Genomic DNA, 18227 nt, shown 5'->3' with positions numbered 1-18227 from the left:
TCACTGGCAGCCTTTCTTTTTTTCCACCAAACACAGAAAGCTTCATTGTAAACTCTTTGAGGGATTGAAATTCTCAAGAGACCGGTTGTATTACTTCAGATCGGGCTGCTGTGACGCCAGCTCTTTCTGGGTCATCACAACGATCCTGTCGTCTTCGCCTGACGGATCTCCGCGTCCGTCCTGGTTGCTGACAGCGATGTAAATCCTGCCATCAGGACCTTCGGCCACATTTCTCAACCTACCAAAAACATTATAGAGGTAACGTTCCACCTTGTCGATCTTTGAGGGGTCACTTGCATTGAATACGGCACGATAAAGCGCTTTCCCTCTCAGGCCTGTGAAGAGCATCGAACCTGACCAGTCGCCCTGCGTAAGAAAGACACCACCTGTGGGCGCCCAGGTTGCGGTATCTCCGCTGTTGTAGACCGGTGTTTCATATCCAGCCTGTTGCTGGCCTCCCCTGATAACGGGCCATCCATAATTCCTGCCCGGCATAATGCGGTTGATCTCATCCATACAACATCCCTGCTCTTCGGAAGGTCCGTGCTCTGTGCTCCACAACTGGTTTGTTCCTGGCTGAAAAGCAATACCCTGAGGGTTGCGATGACCCAGGGAATAGATATACGAACCCGGGAACGGATTGTCTGCAGGAACAGCGCCATCCCTGGTCATGCGCAGGATCTTGCCATTGAGCACGCTCTTATCCTGGGCCAGCTCCGGCCTGAAGATCTCGCCCACGGTGCAGTACAACATGCCATCCGGTCCGAACTCCAGCGCGCCTACATTATGGAGATAATTTCCTTCAATGCCATCGATGATCACTTTATCGAACACGGGCGTGCCTGCGTTATCTTTATAACGAACGATCTTGTTCATCAATCGCAGCGGCGACTTGCTGGCGGCATACGTGTAAGCGAAATAGACGAACCGGTTCTGACTGAACTCCGGATCTATCTCTATGCCGAACAAACCCGATTCACCAACCTCTTCCACTACAGAGTCGAGCTCGGCCCATACTTTTTGTTCATTGTTCTCGATAACAACAATGCTCCCCGGCCGTTGGGTCACAAACATTCTTCCGTCCGGCGCGAAGGTCATTTCCCAGGGAGTGTCGAGGTGATCCACGTAGTTGGCACCGGTACTTTTTTTATCGTCATCATCATCGTCTCCAAACCAGTCGTCACAACTTATCAGCAAGTAACCTGTGAGAAAAATGAATGCAGCATAGGCTGCGGATTGTAGCATGTGTCTTTTCATAACTGTAGCATTAACGGCGGTTGTGCCATTCGCCACAGGTAAGCTCAAAGCGCATACCTCATACGTTTTTTAATAAGGCTGGGTAATTTATACCGGAAAACGTAGAAACCGTTTCTGTAGAGCAGCGATACCCATTGACATAAAAAAGGCCGTCATCGCAGACAGCCTTTCTGTATTTGAAGAGTCCACAGACCACAGTCGACAGTCCACGGTAATACCCGTGTACTTAAAAGTAGCTTCGAACTACTGTGGACTGTGGTCCGTGGACCGTGGGCTATTTCACACTACAGGTGGATCACTTCACCGTACGCAGCAGCGGCTGCTTCCATGATCGCTTCGCTCATGGTAGGATGCGGGTGAACTGATTTAATGATCTCGTGCCCTGTGGTCTCGAGCTTCCTCGCTGCCACAACTTCGGCGATCATTTCAGTAACGTTGGCACCGATGAAGTGCGCGCCCAACCACTCGCCATATTTGGCATCGAAGATCACTTTCACAAATCCGTCGGTAGCACCGGCAGCTTTCGCTTTACCGGAAGCGCTGAACGGAAACCTGCCAACCTTGATCTCGTAACCGGCTTTCTTGGCGGCTTCTTCGGTGTAACCAACCGAGGCGATCTCCGGAGAGCAATAAGTACATCCCGGCAGGTTGTTGTAATCCAGCGGCTGAGGATTGTGTCCTGCAATTTTTTCAACACAGATAATACCTTCGGCGGAAGCCACGTGTGCAAGGGCCGGGCCTTTCACGATATCGCCGATGGCATAAACACCCGGCACGTTGGTCTTATAAAAATCGTCAACGATAACTTTTCCTTTATCCGTTTTCACACCCACATCTTCGAGACCAATGCCTTCGATGTTGGTAGAGACACCTACCGCAGAGAGCACGATGTCTGCTTCGATCTTGATCTCACCCGTGGGTGTTTTTACGGTAGCCACGCAACCTTTGCCTGACGTATCCACCTTGGTCACTTCAGAGTTCACGTGGATGGCCATGCCTGATTTTTTGAAAGATTTTTCCAGTGTTTTAGAAACTTCTTCGTCTTCTACCGGCACGATGCGCGGCAGGAACTCAACGATGGTAACTTCTGTACCGATGGCATTGTAGAAGTAAGCGAACTCAACGCCAATAGCGCCGGAGCCAACCACGAGAAGTTTTTTAGGCACTGTGTCCAGCACCATAGCTTCGCGGTAGCCGATGATCTTTTTACCGTCGATCTTCAGGTTGGGCAGCTCGCGCGATCTTCCGCCCGTGGCCACAATGATGTTCTTTGCTTCGTAGTCGGTCTTTTTACCGGCTGCATCCACTTCAACTTTGCCTCCTTTCTTCAGCTTGCCGTAACCTTCGATAAGATCGATCTTGTTCTTCTTGAAGAGGAACTGAACGCCTTTGCTGTTGCTGGCAGCCACGTCGCGACTGCGCTTCACCATATTAGGCAGGTCAGCTTTGAAATCTTTCACCTCAACACCATAGTCCTTCGCATGCTTGATATATTCGAAAACATTGGCACTCTTTAACAATGCTTTGGTGGGTATACAGCCCCAGTTAAGACAGATTCCGCCGATCTCGGCCTTCTCTACCACGCCTACCTTCATTCCCAGTTGAGAAGCCCGGATAGCAGCTACATAACCACCGGGACCACTCCCGATGACGATCAGATCATATTTTGACATAGTGTTGATTTTAAAATTCGCTGCCAAAGATAAACCGGAGTTTGATGAATAAAAAGAGACTTTTAACCTCCCCGGCTATGAGTTTTTTACCCCAAATCGGCATGATTTATTTACTTTTGACCCGTTTTTGAACTATACCCAATCTTAAACTATGAAATTACTCCAGGGAAAAACCGCGCTCGTTACAGGAGCCTCCAAGGGAATAGGCCGGGCCATCGCCATCCGGTATGCCGAACAAGGCGCCAATGTTGCTTTTACGTACCTCTCCAGCGTGGAGCAGGGCCAGGCGCTGGAAGCAGAGCTCAGCGCCAAAGGTGTAAAAGCCAAAGGTTACCGCTCCGATGCCTCCGATTTCAGCCAGGCCGAAAAGCTTGTGAATGAAGTGATCTCCGATTTCGGAACACTCGACATACTCGTTAACAATGCCGGTATCACCATGGATAACCTGCTGCTCAGACTCAATGAAGAAGCATGGGACAGGGTGATCAATGTAAACCTGAAATCATGCTTTAATACGGTAAAGGCCGCTACCAAACCAATGATGAAACAAAAAGGCGGCTCCATCATCAACATGACCTCGGTGGTGGGACTGAAAGGTAATGCGGGGCAGGCAAACTACGCCGCTTCCAAAGCCGGTATCATCGGATTCACCAAATCAGTGGCGCTCGAGTTAGGCTCACGTGGCATCCGTGCCAATGCCATCGCTCCCGGTTTCATCGAAACAGAGATGACCGGCAAGCTCGATGAGAAGACCGTACAGCTCTGGCGCGATGCCATTCCGTTGAAACGCGGTGGCAAACCTGAAGACGTTGCCGATGCCTGCGTGTTCCTCGGCTCAGAGATGTCGTCATACATCAGTGGACAGGTGCTGCAGGTTGATGGTGGAATGCTCACTTAGTCAGTCTTCTATCGATAGCTCTGTACCTCATATATCGTACTTCGTAACCTGGAAAAAAGAAGCCAGGAGCCAGGAGTAAGGAGTCAGGAGGGATGAGCCTTCGATCGATAGCCGGCTTCGTACCTCGTCATTCGTACTTCGTACCTGGTATCGTTAAAATGCTGAAAATGACCGTGTTGTACGATTACAACTAACAATCGTCAGCAGCTTGAGATAAAAATTTTTTAATGTGGAGCTTGGAAACCATGTTTTCAGGCTCTACGTTTGTGTTATCAAAGTCGAAAAAGCACTTCTGCTCATCGATTTATAAAGAAGCGTGGAGAGACAGGCTCTGTGAAACGCTAGCAACCCTCGCCTTTCAGGGTGAAAAGGTGCTAAATCCTGACACTGATCCGGAAAGTCCGGGTCAGGGAAATATAAACCGAGTAAAAATGAAAAACATCATCCACACTCTCAAAACAGGATTCGACCGCGTTGTCGGTTTGAGTGCTTTCGTCCATCAACTCACCTCATCATTCGAAGACATTTGCTGCTTTATGCGCAACTGCCGCCATGCGGAAGCATGCTGCTGTTGTTGCGACTCTTGTTGCTGATCTCTCAAAATAGCGCATCGCTTACAGCAACAAAGTAGCTTATGACCCTGCCATGTGACAGGCAGCTATGGTTACAGCTATATTCCATCCAACAGTTTTTTTTAACACGATTCAAAACATTCAAAATATTATAGCCATGTCAACCTTACGTTTCGAAACATTACAACTGCACGCAGGCCAGGAGATCGATCCCTCAACCGGTTCTCGCGCAGTACCGATATACCAAACCACTTCTTACGCATTCAAAGATTCAGCCCACGGTGCCAACCTCTTTGCATTAAAAGAATTTGGTAACATCTACACCCGCATCATGAACCCCACCAGCGACGTGTTTGAAAAACGCATCGCTGCGCTCGAAGGTGGTGTAGCCGCGCTGGCGGTAAGCTCGGGCCAGGCTGCGCAGTTCATTGCCCTCAACAACATCCTTCAGGCCGGAGACAATTTCGTATCGACCTCCTTTTTATATGGAGGAACTTACAACCAGTTCAAGGTAGCTTTCAAACGCCTCGGCATAGACGTTCGGTTCGCAGAAGGCGACAAGCCGGAAGCTTTCGAAAAACTGATCGACAAGAACACCAAAGCTATCTACATCGAAACCATCGGCAACCCGGGTTTCAATATCCCTGACTTCCAGGCCATCGCCGCGCTGGCAAAAAGAAACGATCTGCCACTCATTGTCGACAATACTTTCGGCGCTGCCGGATACCTCTTCCGTCCGCTGGAGCACGGTGCCCACGTGGTGGTTGCCTCGGCTACAAAATGGATCGGCGGTCACGGCACGTCTATCGGCGGGGTGATCGTGGATGGCGGCAACTACAACTGGGCGAACGGAAAGTTCCCTCAATTCTCGGAGCCGTCTGAAGGATATCACGGGCTGAAGTTTGGTGAAGTGTTCGGTGAGAACAATCCGCTGGGTCTTCCCAACATCGCGTTCATCATCAGGGCACGGGTGGAAGGCCTGCGCGACTTCGGTCCCGCGCTCAGTCCCTTCAACTCCTTCCTGTTCCTGCAAGGCCTGGAAACATTGTCGCTCCGTGTGCAGCGTGCTGTAGACAATGCGCTTGATCTTGCACAATGGCTGGAGCATCATCCGCTGGTGGAAAGTGTGAACTACCCCGGCCTGGAAAGCAGCACCTACCACAAGCTTGCCAAGCGATACCTGCGCAATGGTTTTGGCGCTGTGCTGTCATTCACATTGAAGGGGAGCAAGGAGCACACTACCAAGGTGGTAGACAACCTGAAGCTGGTAAGTCACCTGGCCAACCTCGGCGACGCCAAGACCCTCATCATACAACCTTCAGCAACAACGCATCAGCAGCTGAGCGAAGAAGAGCAGATCACCGCGGGTGTTCTTCCGAACCTGCTGCGTGTTTCTGTAGGTCTTGAACATATAGACGACATCAAAGCCGATTTTCAACAAGCCTTCGAAAAGGTGTTCGAAGGAGCGCTCGTATCATAACAATAAAGAAAGATTGCTCCGTCCCACAACTGGAGCGTGAAGTATGGAAAAACACGATCACACATTTAGCTACAACCAAAAATTTGAGCTGGAAGGCGGAGAATCACTCGCCGGCTTTCAGCTCAAGTACACCACCTTAGGCCGTCTGAATGCCGAACGTAACAACGTAGTATGGGTATGTCATGCCCTCACGGGAAGCGCCGACTTCACAGACTGGTGGGGAGGATTATTTACAGCTGACGGACCTTTCGATCCTGCAAAACATTTTATCATCTGCGCCAACGTGCTGGGCGGATGTTATGGATCTACCGGGCCGCTTTCGCTGGATCCGCAGCGTAGCAAACCGTATTACCACGATTTCCCCCTGATCACCGTGCGTGATATTGTAAAAGCGTTAGACCTGCTGCGGCAGGAGCTGAGGATCGATCGTGTGCAAACTTTGATCGGAGGTTCGCTGGGTGGGCAGCAGGTGCTGGAGTGGGCCATCTTGCAGCCTGAAGTTTTTCAGCACATCATTCCTATTTCGTGCAACGCATGGCACTCGCCGTGGGGTGTGGCTTTCAACGAAGCACAGCGCATGGCGATCGAGGCAGATCCCACCTGGAAGGAGAACGATCCACGGGCAGGCATCCAGGGCCTGAAGGCAGCACGCGCCATCGGCATGATCTCCTACCGGCAGTACCAGACTTACCAGGAAACACAAAGCGAAAAGAACAACGAGACCATCGATGACTTCCGCGCTTCTACGTACCAGCAGTACCAGGGCGACAAGCTTTCGAAACGTTTCAACACGTTCACGTACTGGACCCTGTCAAAAGTAATGGACAGCCACAACGTAGGCAGGAAAAGGACTAGCATTGAAAGCGCGCTGGGCAGCATCAAAGCAAAAACACTGGTGTTGAGCATTGACAGTGACATCCTGTTTCCGCCACACGAGCAAAAGTTCCTGGCAGACAACATCCCCGGGGCACAACTCGAGGTCATCAGCTCACTGTATGGTCACGACGGATTCCTCGTGGAGTTCGAACACCTGAAGAAGATCATCAAACATTATTTTAAAAAAATCTATAGCGAAGTTCTTGTATGAAAAAAAATCTCAAGTTAGGATTATTCGGTTTTGGTTGCGTTGGCCAGGGATTGTACCACGTGCTCCACGAAACCCATGGCATCAAAGCCGAGATCAAAAAAATATGTGTGAAGAACAAGCTCAAGTCGAGGCCTATTGACGAGCATTTTTTCACTTATGAAAAAGAGGAGATCCTGAACGACCCCGAGATCGACATCGTTGTTGAGCTGATCGACGACGCCAGCGCCGCATTCGAGATCGTAAAAACTGCGCTGCAGCATGGCAAAGCCGTGGTAACCGCCAACAAAAAAATGCTGGCCGAACACCTCGAAGAGATCTACAACCTCCAGAAGAAACACGGAAAGCCGGTGCTCTATGAAGGCGCCGTGTGCGGCAGCATTCCCATTCTCCGCAACCTGGAAGAATATTACGACAACGATCTCATCAGCAGCATTGAAGGCATCTTCAACGGATCGACCAACTACATCCTCACCAAAGTATTTGAAGAAAAGAAAAGTTATGCCGAAGCGCTGCGCAAGGCACAGGAGCTGGGCTTTGCTGAATCCGATCCAAGCCTCGATGTGAAAGGCTTCGATCCGAAGTTCAAGCTGGTGATCGCCATCGCCCACACGTTTGGATTGTTCGTGCAGCCTGAAGAGGTGATCAACATCGGCATCGACAGGATCTCGGACCTCGACCTGAAATTCGCGCAGGAGAACAACTACGCCATCAAGCTTATCGCCAGGGCCTTCAAAAGCAATGGAAAAGTTTATGGATTTGTGGCTCCCCAGTTCATCGACAATACAAATCCGCTGGCCACGGTGCGGAATGAATTCAATGCCGTGCAGGTACGCGGAGCTTTTGCCGAAACTCAACTCTTCATCGGCAAGGGAGCGGGTAGCTACCCCACAGGGTCTGCCGTGTTATCCGATATCTCGGCATTGGCCTATGATTATACCTACGAATACAAAAAGCATCACCAGGATACAGACCTCGTTTTCTCGAACGACCTGCTCGTGGAGGCCTTTGTAAGCTTTGACCACCTGAACCAGGTATCCATCAGCGACTTCGATGAGTTCAAGTCGGGCTACGCAGCACAGGGCAAACAATACATGGTTGGCAAAATATCGCTGCAGAAGCTGCAATCGCTGTCTAAACTGGAGGGCGTGGGCATCATTCTGGCACCCAAAGCTATCGTAGCCGAATCAGCCACTGCTGCCGTTCAGCTGGCGGTTGCCTGACCGGGAATTTATAAGATTACAGGATGTACAGGAAAAATCAAATTTGCACGAATAGAGTGGCCATCTAATCCAGTTAATCCTGTTAATCCTCAAAATCCTGGTCTAAAACAATTTTAGACGGTATCTTTTTGAGTTCATTTATTTAATGCCTAAAATAGGGTAAGTAAATGTCTTGAAAAGAGCTGTTTCCATACTTCTGCTACTCGTTTTCCTCTTCAATGTAGGTGGTTACTACATTGTATTCTGGGGGTTGCGCGCGCATGCGGACCAGGCTTTAACTGAAAAGCTCGATGCCGGCCTCTATGCAGAAGCGGAAACTGTTGAGCTGAAGATCCCTGTAACACTACCTTATCCACTTCAGCAACGCGGTTATGAACGCGTGGATGGAAAATTCGAATACAAAGGAGAACACTACAAGCTCGTGAAACAAAAGCACGCGCACGATACCCTGTATGTGATCTGCATCCGGGACAGTCAGCAGAAAAAGCTCGTGAAGACCATGAACGAGTACGCGAAAATGACGAACGATCTTCCGTCATCCACAGACAACACACTTCATCTCTTCGGTAAATTCTTAAAGGATTTTGAACCGGTTGCTACCGCTGCATTGCTTCATCAGCAGGGCTGGTCCAAAGAGCTTCCATTGACCTTAAAAATTTTCTTTTTGCCTCATCACAGCAACGTGATCCCTTCTCCACCGCCCGAGGCATAATTCATTTTTTTTGATTTTGTTTTTCAGAGCGCACCTGACCATACGCTCATTTTATCGTATTCCTTATTTTTGTTTTAACCCTAACCCAATCATATGAAAAGATATTTTTACGCATTGATATGCTCCATGCTGTTCTGCTCCATCACCCAGTCTGTGTTAGCACAAGGCTGTGTGGCCGTGAGGAATATGTCTTCCTGCGCCATGAACCTGAATGAAGAAGAAGTAAAAGGATTCCAGCTCTCTTTGAACTATCGCTACTTCCGCTCATACAAACATTTCAGGGGAAAAGAGGAAGAAGAGAACCGCGTAAAAGAACATACGGAAGTGATCAACCACGACAATTCTGTGCTGCTGGGTGTTTCATACACCTTTAACAAGCACTGGTCCGTTGCCACCACCATTCCTTACATGGACATAGACCGTTCTTCACTCTACGAGCATTATGGCAATCCCACACAAAGCAATCCCACACTCAATCCAAGATTCCACACGCAGGCAAAAGGTTTTGGTGACGTGCGCATCAGCACCTATTACGCGGCGGTGCAAACACACAAGGTTCACGTAACGGTAGGCCTGGGCTTTAAGCTTCCCACCGGAAACTATAACACGAAAGACTACTTCCATAAAAAAGGCTCCGAAGGACAGGACACACTTGTTTACAGGGTGGTTGACCAGTCGATCCAGCTCGGTGACGGTGGCTTCGGTTACATCCTCGAGTATGATGCAAATTACCTGTTCGGCACACATTTCTCGGCGTATGCAACGGGCTTGTACATGTTCAACCCGAGAAACACCAACGGTATTCTCAGAAGCGCCACACTCACGAACAATATTCCAAAGTCGAACGAGTTTTCTGTGTGCGATCAGTTCCTTTTCCGCCTGGGCGCACGTTACAGCTTTAAAAATTTCCAGGTTGCCGCCGGCGCCCGGTATGAAGGCATTCCTTCAGAAGATGTTATCGGCAAAAGCGAAGGTTTCCGCAGGCCCGGATACATTATCTCCGCAGAGCCATCAGTGGGTTACACCACCCACAAGCATAGCTTCGGCATTAATTTCCCGATCGCGCTGCAACGCAACAGAACTCAAAATACCATTGATAAGGAGAGAACCAAGCAGACCGGCACCTACACCATTGGTGACGCCGCTTTTGCAGACTGGCTGATCTCTGTAAGCTACGCTTACAAGCTGGCTAAGTAGTTGACAGTTGACAAGATAACAATTGACAACAGGTGCGAGTTAAATGTAAAGTGTTCTTTTCAGTTTGAATTAAAAGCATCACTGTGAACTTAACCGCTAACGTTGTCAATTGTTTATTTGTCAATTGTCAATTATATCCGACGACTAGTTCAAAACCTCCGGAATATTCAGCTTCACCATGGTTCCTTTACCAATTTCCGAGAGGATGTTGATGGAACCATTCAGCTTGTCCACAGTCTCTTTTACAATGTAAAGTCCCAAGCCTGAGCCGGCACCGTCGTCAGTGGCGCGGTAGAACATTTTGCAGACGTGGCCCAGGTGCTCTTTGCCAATACCTTTGCCGTTATCTTCGATCTCAACTTTTGCGCCGCGGCTATCGACCTCCACATTCACTTTGATCACGGGATCTTTTCCATTGCGGTACCGGATGGAATTTGAAATAATATTATTGAGGATCACCTTGAGCCTCCACCGGTCGCAATAGAAAGGTTTCTCCTGCCGTATGTTGATGATCTTTTCCACGGGTTGGCTAATGACGGTGGCATGCCTCAGCTGATCGAATGTTTCTTCGATGATCGGCTCGAAAAAAATCTCCTCACGTTTCACTTCAAGTCTGGAGTTCCTTGATTGATCCAGGATCTCGCGGATGAAATGGTCCTGCTGTTTTGCACTGTTCTCGATCATGCCGAGGTAAAGGTCTTTCATCTCGAGATCGTTGTCTTTTTTGGCAAGGTTTATCAACCCCAGAACGGTGGCCACGGGCGCCCGGAGATCGTGCGAGACACTGTATACAAAATTGTCGAGCTCCACATTGCGTTTGCTGAGCTCGTAGTTGCTACCCTGCAGCTTCTCTTCAGCACGCTTCCGGGTATTGATCTCTTCATTCAGGGCATGGGTGCGCTCCTGCACTTTTGCCTCGAGTGTTTCATTGAACTGGAGCAACGCGCGCTGTGCCTCCATACGCTCTCTCACGGTAGCGGATAACACAATGGTCGACACACTCGTAACGCCCACATAGATCTGCAGCAGCATCATGGAGTAGTCTGGTTTGTCAAGCACAAAGGGACCGGCGCCTTGTATGGTGATGTAGATCGAGAGCAGCGATACCTGCAGCACCCCGGCCATCGCTATCATGAGCTCAAACCTGAACGCAAGCCACAGCAAAAACGGAAGGATGAGGAACGGCAGTGCATGCTCCATGGTAGGATTCAAGGTGTTGAATCTGAAAAGCAGGAGCAGCGCCACAGCAAAAAGCAGGAACACACCCACTTCGAGGGCTTTTTCTGAAGAGAGCCTGAAGCGCCTGAAATAATTGATCGATAGCACCAGCGGTGTGAACAGCAGGATACCGACCACGTTGCCTACCCACCATGAGAGCGCTGTTTTTAAGAGCTCATGCGTGTCTACCACATTGCTGAGCCATAATCCGGAAGTACCAAGCACCGCTCCCACCACACACATCAGCAACGTTACCAGCAGGAACTGAAAGGCATTTCGCGCATTTTTGAAAGGGTAATCATTTTTGATCCATTGTTTTACCAGGAAGTTGCCCATCAGCGCTTCGATGGTGCTGGCCGCGGCCGTCATGCAGGAGAGCACAATAATAGCATGCGCCGGGAGCGATGCATGGTTCCACTGGGCCATGACGTTGGCGAGCAGCGATCCGATCATAATACCGGGCCAGGCAGAACGTCCCATTAAGATGATGAGCGCAAAAGCGATCCCCGAAGGAGGCCACGCAGGCAAAGTAGGCGTGTTCTCGAAGGCGAGAAAATGTCCCAGGCATGCCGATGCGTAAAAAAGAGATCCGACCAGGATGATCCGAAGATCAGAGCTGTATTTAAGCATAATGTTGGCTTGCATAAGTAAAACGCTGATGGTCAGGCGAATATTGACATAAGGAGCAGTAACGCCAAGAAACGGCTGTTAATGAGACCTATGGAAGGTTGTATGACCATTTTACAGGTTAAACGGAGGCCGCGCCCCGAGCAAAAGCTCCTTTGAATACCTTCGCAAATGTGGAACTGTGAAATTATATTCACCCCATAATTGACTGCATGGACCTGACTATCCTTTTTTCGCCTGTTGATGAAACTGTCTACCGCGACATTACCTCCTCCACAAGTTTTTTCAAGAACATCAGCGTCTTCGGCGAAAAGATGCCCGACTACAAAGACGCGCACATCGCTTTGATAGGCATTAAAGAAGAACGGGGCACGCGCTCGAACGCCGGCACAGCGCAAGGGGCAGACGAGATCCGTAAGAAATTGTATAACCTCAAACGCGGCACCGGCGCCTATCGCATTGTAGACCTCGGAAACCTCAACCTGGGCCACGACCTGGAAGAGACCTACGTGCGCATCAGCGAAGTATGCCGCATGCTGCTGGAGCGGAACGTGTTGCCCGTGCTCATCGGAGGCACGCATGACCTCGACTACGGACAGTATTGTGCCTACGAAACGATGGAGAAGCTGGTAAGTATCCTGAACGTTGACGCCATGCTCGACCTGGAAGATAAAAATGAGTCGGGTGCCAGCCGCCAGCACATCCACAAGATCCTGCTGCATGAGCCGAACTACCTGTTCAGCTACACACACCTGGCTTACCAGAGCTACCTCATCGACCCCTTGTCTATCTCGATCCTGGAGAAATTATACTTCGAAGCATTTCGCCTCGGGCAGATCCGCACCAACATCCAGGAGGTGGAGCCCGCCATCAGAAATGCAGACCTGCTCTCGTTCGATGTAACGGCCATCCGTTCTGCCGACGCCCCTGGCAATGCTTCGGCGCAACCTTTCGGACTCTCGGGAGAAGAAGCTTGCCAGATCTGCTGGTATGCAGGCCTCAATGAAAAGCTGAGCTCGATAGGCTTCTATGAGTACAACCCACAACACGACGATGCGCACAAAAAAACCGCCGCAGTGATCGCCACCATGATCTGGTATTTTATAGAGGGTTACTACTGCCGCAAGAATGAATCGAATTTCAGAAGCAACGACTTCCTGAAATACACTGTGTCGATGCCCGTGGAGCCGGAGGTGATCCAGTTCTACAAAAGCAAGTTCAGCGAAAAATGGTGGATGGAAGTGCCCTATCCCAATGGCCGCGAACGTTACGCCCGCAACAGCATCGTACCCTGCAGCTACAACGATTACCAGACCGCTATCAAAGGGGAAGTTCCGGAAAGGTATATCAGTACACTGGCGAAACTTATCTGAGAAGAGTCCACGGTCCACAGTCGACAGTCCACAGCAGGATCACTCCGTCATTCAGAGCGAGGACTGTGGGAAGCATGTGTGGAGCGAAGAATCCCGTTGAACGAAGTGCGATTCAAAAGGCATACACTCGAATTAGATACGCACACGAGCACACTCCGGATGGCGGTTTTCAAAGGAGGTATGCTGTGGTCGGTGGACCGTCGACTGTGGACTCTTAAAGCACGTTATTCAACTGTTCTTTGATCTTCTCCAGCTCCTCTTTCATCAGCACAACATGCTGCTGCATATCGGCGTCGTTGGATTTGGAGCCGATGGTGTTGATCTCCCGGCCTATCTCCTGTGTGATGAAGGCCAGCTTCTTGCCATTCGACTGCGGCTCGCGAAGGGCCTTTAAAAAATAATCGAGGTGCGATTTCAGCCTCACCTTCTCTTCATTGATGTCGAGTTTCTCGACGTAAAAAATGATCTCCTGCTCCAGGCGGTTCTCGTCAAAACCTTCTTCGCCGAAGAACGATGTTACGTTGCCACGCAGTCGCTCACGGATGCGGGCCACACGTTTGGGATCGAGCTCTTTGATACGTTCGAGGTTCTCTTCGATCGATTCACAACATTTTTTCATCATGTCATCCAGCACCTTTCCTTCGTCAACCCTGAAGCGGTCGCATTTTTGTAACACTTCTGTCAGCATCTTCCTCACTTTCTGCCACAGCTCGTCACTGACCTCTTCCTTCGTGTTGTTCTGGATCACATCGGGTGAGCTCAGGGCGATCTGGAACAACGGCTCGTACGGCGAATAAACCCTGTCGGCCAGTTTTTTCAGCACATTGTAGTAAGCCACGAACAACGCTTCATTGTAGGTCTGGCTGATCTGTTCGCTGGCCACACGCTCATATTCAATGGAAACGGAGACCTTTCCGCGCTCCAGGATCTCGCTGATGAGGTTCCTTACTTCCATTTCCTTGTCGGAAAATGTTTTGGGAATGCGAAGGTTCAGGTCAAGAAATTTGGAATTCAGGCTCTTCACCTCGATGTAAAGGCGCGACTGGCCGTCATCTGAAGAGGATTGGCCGAAGCCTGTCATGGATTTGATCATGTACAATAAAATGTTTACACGGAAAGCAAAGATGCCTTCCGTGCTGCAAGATCGATAAAATGTTTTGGAAAATCAGAAATCAAACCCGAGTGTGAGGAAGCCCCGGGGTTTTCCTACCTCGTAGTTCTCAACCGGCCATGCCAGGTCAAACTTCAGGTAGTAGCTGAAAACCACAGTGCGCACCCCAAGGCCATAGCTGTACAGCCATGGATTGAGGTAGTTCTTAATCTGCGCTTCAAAAGGTCCGTTCTGAATAACGTTGTAGCTCACGCTGTTCTCTGACGTGAAGGGCGGAGCACCCGACCAGCTGGTGCCGATATCGTAGAACGCGGTGAACTGAAGGTTCCGGAAGAAGTTGGAAGCGATCGGTCCGTTGGTAAGGGCACGGATCAAAGGCACCCTGAACTCGGCGTTCATGAGCATTACGCTGTTACCGAAGATGGTGGCATAATTGAATCCACGCAGGTTGGTGGCGTAATCCACAAAAAGCACATCCTGGTTCTCTCCTCTTATCCCCAGCGGGTTGTAGCGGTTCTCGCTGTCAACACCATCGATCTGGGTCTTGTTGAAGAGCCAGTTATCCATACCGCCCAGCAAAAACTTCTTGGGCGAGTTGCCAAAAAATGTTCCGGCATATCCGCGCACTGCAAAAACGATCTCTTTGTAGATCTTCTGATAATGCCTGACGTCGATGGTAGCCTTGCTGAAGCTGTTCTGGCTGTTGTTAAGGCCCTGATAATGCTGGAATGTGATCTTGCCACGGGTTCCTTCCATCAGGTTCATACCGGTTGTGACAGAGTTGTCGTATACGAGCTCCGATTTTCCGCCACCGTAATAGTTATTGGTAGTGGTGGCATCCGGCGGATGGGTGGGGAACGGCTGTTCGCCCAGGTAGATCGAGCTGGCAATGGCAGCGAAAGGTTTCAGCGTAAGCCGCATCCTGTCTGTGAACGGGATCGAAGCGCCGAACTCTAACTTATGGAAGGTGTACTTAAAGACCGAAGCGAAAGGATCGTACCGGATGGCGCGCCTGTCGAACCGTGCGCTGAAATCGATGAACCGCGGCAGGTACTCGAACTCGGCAAACACATCGCCCTGCCTGAGGTCAAGGGTAGACATGATGCCACCATGGAAACGGTAATTCTCGAGCATGTCGTTCATCTGGGTCTCGAGCAATACACCCAGGCCCCGCATCGGGTCGATGACCAGGGAGGCTACAAGGTTATCGGCGCTGAACTTTTCTTCATAGGGGAACGGGCCTGTGATGCGGCTCTTCTCACGCGCTTTCATGTAAAGGGAAAGGAAAGAGCCATTGGCGGGAGGATTCTGCTTGGATGCGTCATCCTCAAACTTGTAATTATCCGTGCTCACCACCTGTTCCTTTTTAGGGGCATCGAACTGGTAATTATCAGTATTCACCACGTTGTCTGCTTTCTTTACCGTATCAGCCTGCGATACTGAATCGGTTTTCATTTTTACACCGCTTGTGGTATCGGATGGTGACGTGGGGACGGTATCTCTGGCCTCTTTTAACCTGGAGTTAAGCAGGTCTTTGATGCTCATGTTCTTATTCTCTTCACGCTTGCGTCTTTCCCTCACTACCCTTGCCTGCTGAAGCTCTTTTCTCCGGGTGGGCGGCGTAAAGACCTGCCTGTTCAGGTTAAAGTCTTTACTGATGTAGATGCTTTGCTTCATCTTGCGCGTGGTCACAAAGGCCAGCGTGTTGTTGGCAAAATTCAGGTCATAATCCTTGATGCTGGAAGAGAAATTAGTGACCTGCGAATAGATGCCGCGGCTGCGATCGTACTTGAACAGGTTCACAATGCCACGCTGATCGCTGAGGTAATAAAAATTCTGATCGTCGAAGGCCAGTGGCGCAAAGTCCTTGCTCAACGTATTGGTGATGCGCTTCAGCACATTTTTAGTCGTATCCAGGTCGAACACAAACAGGTTGTAGTTCTCGGGCATCTGGCCGAACTGGGGTTGCTTGGTGACCCTGACCGTATCGGTGTTCCGGTTCGAGCTGAAGATGATGCGGTTTGAGCCAGGAATGAAGCTGGGATCGAGGTCGTCATAAAGATCGTTGGTAAGCCTGCGCACCCGGTCTCTGCGCGAGCTGATCAGGAAGAGATCGTTCCTTCCTTCAAAATCGGCACTTACGATCGCCAGGCGCCCATTGCCGGAAAAGTTCAGGCTCCTCACGTTGCTGAACCTGTCTAGCTCACGCGGCAGCTTAGACCGTGAGCTCAGGTCATAAAGCCAGAAAACATATTGTCCATGCTTCAGGCCGATAACGCCCAGCGTGTTAGCATCTGCCCAGCTGATGAGGGGTGAGCGATAGTCGACCCGTTGGTTGATCACCTTGCTGCCACCGGATACGATGGTCCTTTCACGACCGTTGGCCAGCGAGCGCACCTTCACGAGGTAACGGCCCCGGTCATTCTCCGCGTAAGCAAGGTAACGTCCATCCGGGCTCAGCTTGATCGTTGTAAAGAACGTGGTCCTGTTGTGGTGATGGCGAAAGAGTGTGGAGTCGGCGGGCGTTACATAAGACTGGCCTACCTTGGTAGCCATGTCTGAATAGTATTTGTACCATTCATTCATGAGCTGCTTGAAGCTCACGTCAAGGGTGATCTGAATGCTTTTTTCTTCGTTGCGGGTAATGCGTGTGTAGTTGAGGATGTTGCCCACACTGCTCTTGCCGTACTTTTCAGCAATGAAGTTCCACACAGACTGGCCTGCCAGCGCAGCCTCCGGGCCGATGAGGCGGGTGATCTTTTTGGCTTTCCTGGCAAGCATCAGCTGGCGGATGTAATCATCCATCTCGGCGCTCCAGCCTTTGGCAACGTACAGTGAGGCGCCATCGACAAACCAGTCAGGAAGGTTCATCAGCAGCGAGCTTTGAAAAATATCTTTGAGGCTTCCGCCGAACATCATCTCGTTCACCATCAGCTCGGAGATCTTGAACAGCAATTCTTCCTTGAACTCCTGGGCTGTTCCAAGATTGGCTACTTCCACATAGGGCTTGATGAATTCCGTTTCACCGTTAACTGTAAAAACTGTGCGGTTCAGGCCTACGTTGCTCTGGCGAAGGTCAGCCAGTGAGTTATAAAGAAAAACCTTGGTCTTAAAGTAAGGGGGATACCCGATGAGATCTGTAATGCGGTCAAATTCGGCCTCCAGGAATTCAAGTGTGTTCTGGGCTACGGCTTTCCGGGCATCGTAGTAATAAACATCGAAATTATCACCACTGAGGTATTGCCAGTTAAACTGCCTGTACTGGATCCTGTTCTTGCCAAATACTTCCGGGATATACTGAGCATCTACCTGACCACTGACAAACAAAAGCACCAACAGCGTAGCGAAAATTCCTCTTCTCAAGGCCATATTCATTTTTGGGGAATTCAATATAATCATTTATAACGAGTTACAGCCACATCTTTGTTCAGGCTGCCCTTATTTTCTGTCCAGCGGATTAAAACGTCCGAAAAATAAGGTGCCAGACTCACACCTTTTGTTCCCAGCCCATTAAAAATAATCAGCTGTGGATATTGCGGATGAGCGCCCAGCAGTGGCCTGTGGTCATGGGTGGTAGGACGAAATCCCCAATCCTGCTGCAGAACCTCATAAGGAAACCGGATCAGATGCTGCAGTTTTTCTTCAAGCTCCTCCCTTCCCTGCCCTGTGATGCCGGGTGTCTGGTCATGGAAATTATACGTCGCCCCAACCCGGTACTCATCCGGCACACTTCCCGGAACCATATAAACGCCACGGTTCAGGCTTACGTGTGTTTTCGCCCCGGTTTTTATTGTCTGGGTGG

General features: G+C 50.1%; 13 protein-coding genes and 1 riboswitch. Of the genes, 7 read left to right on the top strand and 6 right to left on the bottom strand.

The window, feature by feature from the left end:
* Positions 1 to 90 precede the first annotated feature (90 nt).
* Positions 91 to 1257: a PQQ-dependent sugar dehydrogenase gene (locus KK083_RS06330; protein WP_254161767.1), complete on the bottom strand. Its 1167-nt coding sequence runs from the start codon at positions 1255 to 1257 to the stop codon at positions 91 to 93.
* Positions 1258 to 1541: 284 nt separating this feature from the next.
* Positions 1542 to 2930, bottom strand: a complete 1389-nt coding sequence (gene lpdA, locus KK083_RS06325) for a dihydrolipoyl dehydrogenase (RefSeq protein WP_254161766.1) — start codon at positions 2928 to 2930, stop codon at positions 1542 to 1544.
* A gap of 151 nt (positions 2931 to 3081) precedes the next feature.
* On the opposite strand from lpdA, the gene fabG reads away from it, so the two are divergent.
* The 6 genes from fabG (at position 3082) to KK083_RS06295 (ending at position 10096) form a co-directional block, all read left to right on the top strand.
* Positions 3082 to 3828 (top strand): 3-oxoacyl-[acyl-carrier-protein] reductase, encoded by a 747-nt coding sequence (gene fabG / locus KK083_RS06320; protein ID WP_254161765.1) that lies wholly within the window; start codon positions 3082 to 3084, stop codon positions 3826 to 3828.
* A gap of 301 nt (positions 3829 to 4129) precedes the next feature.
* Positions 4130 to 4251, top strand: a riboswitch (SAM riboswitch).
* 306 nt (positions 4252 to 4557) lie between these two features.
* The gene (locus tag KK083_RS06315; RefSeq protein WP_254161764.1) at positions 4558 to 5880 is read left to right on the top strand and encodes an O-acetylhomoserine aminocarboxypropyltransferase/cysteine synthase family protein; all 1323 of its coding nucleotides are present in this window, start codon (positions 4558 to 4560) and stop codon (positions 5878 to 5880) included.
* Between the two features lie 43 nt (positions 5881 to 5923).
* Positions 5924 to 6967 carry a homoserine O-acetyltransferase family protein gene (locus KK083_RS06310; protein ID WP_254161763.1) on the top strand — a complete coding sequence of 348 codons (1044 nt, stop codon included), beginning with the start codon at positions 5924 to 5926 and terminating at the stop codon, positions 6965 to 6967.
* Complete coding sequence (locus KK083_RS06305) at positions 6964 to 8187, top strand: homoserine dehydrogenase (protein WP_254161762.1); 1224 nt, start codon at positions 6964 to 6966, stop codon at positions 8185 to 8187. Before KK083_RS06310 ends, KK083_RS06305 begins: the two co-directional genes overlap by 4 nt.
* Positions 8188 to 8359: 172 nt before the next feature.
* On the top strand, positions 8360 to 8899 hold the full coding sequence (locus tag KK083_RS06300) for a hypothetical protein (protein ID WP_254161761.1): 540 nt from the start codon (positions 8360 to 8362) through the stop codon (positions 8897 to 8899).
* Positions 8900 to 8992: 93 nt separating this feature from the next.
* Positions 8993 to 10096, top strand: a complete 1104-nt coding sequence (locus KK083_RS06295) for a transporter (RefSeq protein ID WP_254161760.1) — start codon at positions 8993 to 8995, stop codon at positions 10094 to 10096.
* A gap of 144 nt (positions 10097 to 10240) precedes the next feature.
* Here KK083_RS06295 and KK083_RS06290 read toward each other — a convergent pair whose 3' ends face one another.
* Entirely contained in the window at positions 10241 to 11944 is a 1704-nt protein-coding gene (locus KK083_RS06290; protein WP_254161759.1) for a sensor histidine kinase, read from the bottom strand.
* A gap of 209 nt (positions 11945 to 12153) precedes the next feature.
* Here KK083_RS06290 and KK083_RS06285 point away from each other — a divergent pair, with 209 nt between their 5' ends.
* The gene (locus KK083_RS06285; RefSeq protein ID WP_254161758.1) at positions 12154 to 13314 is read left to right on the top strand and encodes a formimidoylglutamase; all 1161 of its coding nucleotides are present in this window, start codon (positions 12154 to 12156) and stop codon (positions 13312 to 13314) included.
* Between the two features lie 214 nt (positions 13315 to 13528).
* Here KK083_RS06285 and KK083_RS06280 read toward each other — a convergent pair whose 3' ends face one another.
* From KK083_RS06280 to KK083_RS06270, 3 genes are all read right to left on the bottom strand, one after another.
* Positions 13529 to 14407, bottom strand: coding sequence for a YicC/YloC family endoribonuclease (locus KK083_RS06280; RefSeq protein WP_254161757.1), 879 nt, complete (start codon positions 14405 to 14407; stop codon positions 13529 to 13531).
* A gap of 72 nt (positions 14408 to 14479) precedes the next feature.
* Entirely contained in the window at positions 14480 to 17788 is a 3309-nt protein-coding gene (locus tag KK083_RS06275; RefSeq protein ID WP_254161756.1) for a translocation protein TolB, read from the bottom strand.
* Positions 17789 to 17820: 32 nt separating this feature from the next.
* The coding region (locus KK083_RS06270; RefSeq protein ID WP_254161755.1) for an NAD(P)/FAD-dependent oxidoreductase at positions 17821 to 18227 on the bottom strand (407 nt) is incomplete at its 5' end.

Origin of the sequence: Chryseosolibacter histidinae, from assembly GCF_018598225.1 — a bacterium.
Classification (GTDB): Bacteria; Bacteroidota; Bacteroidia; order Cytophagales; family Cyclobacteriaceae; genus Chryseosolibacter; species Chryseosolibacter histidini.
Note: the sequence above shows the minus strand (reverse complement) of the source record. Positions and strands in the feature narration are given on the sequence as shown.

Bases quoted from the DNA above. Each gene is read 5' to 3' on its own strand.
- KK083_RS06295 (WP_254161760.1), top strand. From the start codon at position 8,993: ATGAAAAGATATTTTTACGCATTGATATGCTCCATGCTGTTCTGCTCC.
- KK083_RS06330 (WP_254161767.1), bottom strand. From the start codon at position 1,257: ATGAAAAGACACATGCTACAATCCGCAGCCTATGCTGCATTCATTTTT.
- KK083_RS06315 (WP_254161764.1), top strand. From the start codon at position 4,558: ATGTCAACCTTACGTTTCGAAACATTACAACTGCACGCAGGCCAGGAG.
- KK083_RS06285 (WP_254161758.1), top strand. From the start codon at position 12,154: ATGGACCTGACTATCCTTTTTTCGCCTGTTGATGAAACTGTCTACCGC.
- KK083_RS06310 (WP_254161763.1), top strand. From the start codon at position 5,924: ATGGAAAAACACGATCACACATTTAGCTACAACCAAAAATTTGAGCTG.
- KK083_RS06305 (WP_254161762.1), top strand. From the start codon at position 6,964: ATGAAAAAAAATCTCAAGTTAGGATTATTCGGTTTTGGTTGCGTTGGC.
- KK083_RS06280 (WP_254161757.1), bottom strand. From the start codon at position 14,407: ATGATCAAATCCATGACAGGCTTCGGCCAATCCTCTTCAGATGACGGC.
- lpdA (WP_254161766.1), bottom strand. From the start codon at position 2,930: ATGTCAAAATATGATCTGATCGTCATCGGGAGTGGTCCCGGTGGTTAT.
- fabG (WP_254161765.1), top strand. From the start codon at position 3,082: ATGAAATTACTCCAGGGAAAAACCGCGCTCGTTACAGGAGCCTCCAAG.
- KK083_RS06290 (WP_254161759.1), bottom strand. From the start codon at position 11,944: ATGCTTAAATACAGCTCTGATCTTCGGATCATCCTGGTCGGATCTCTT.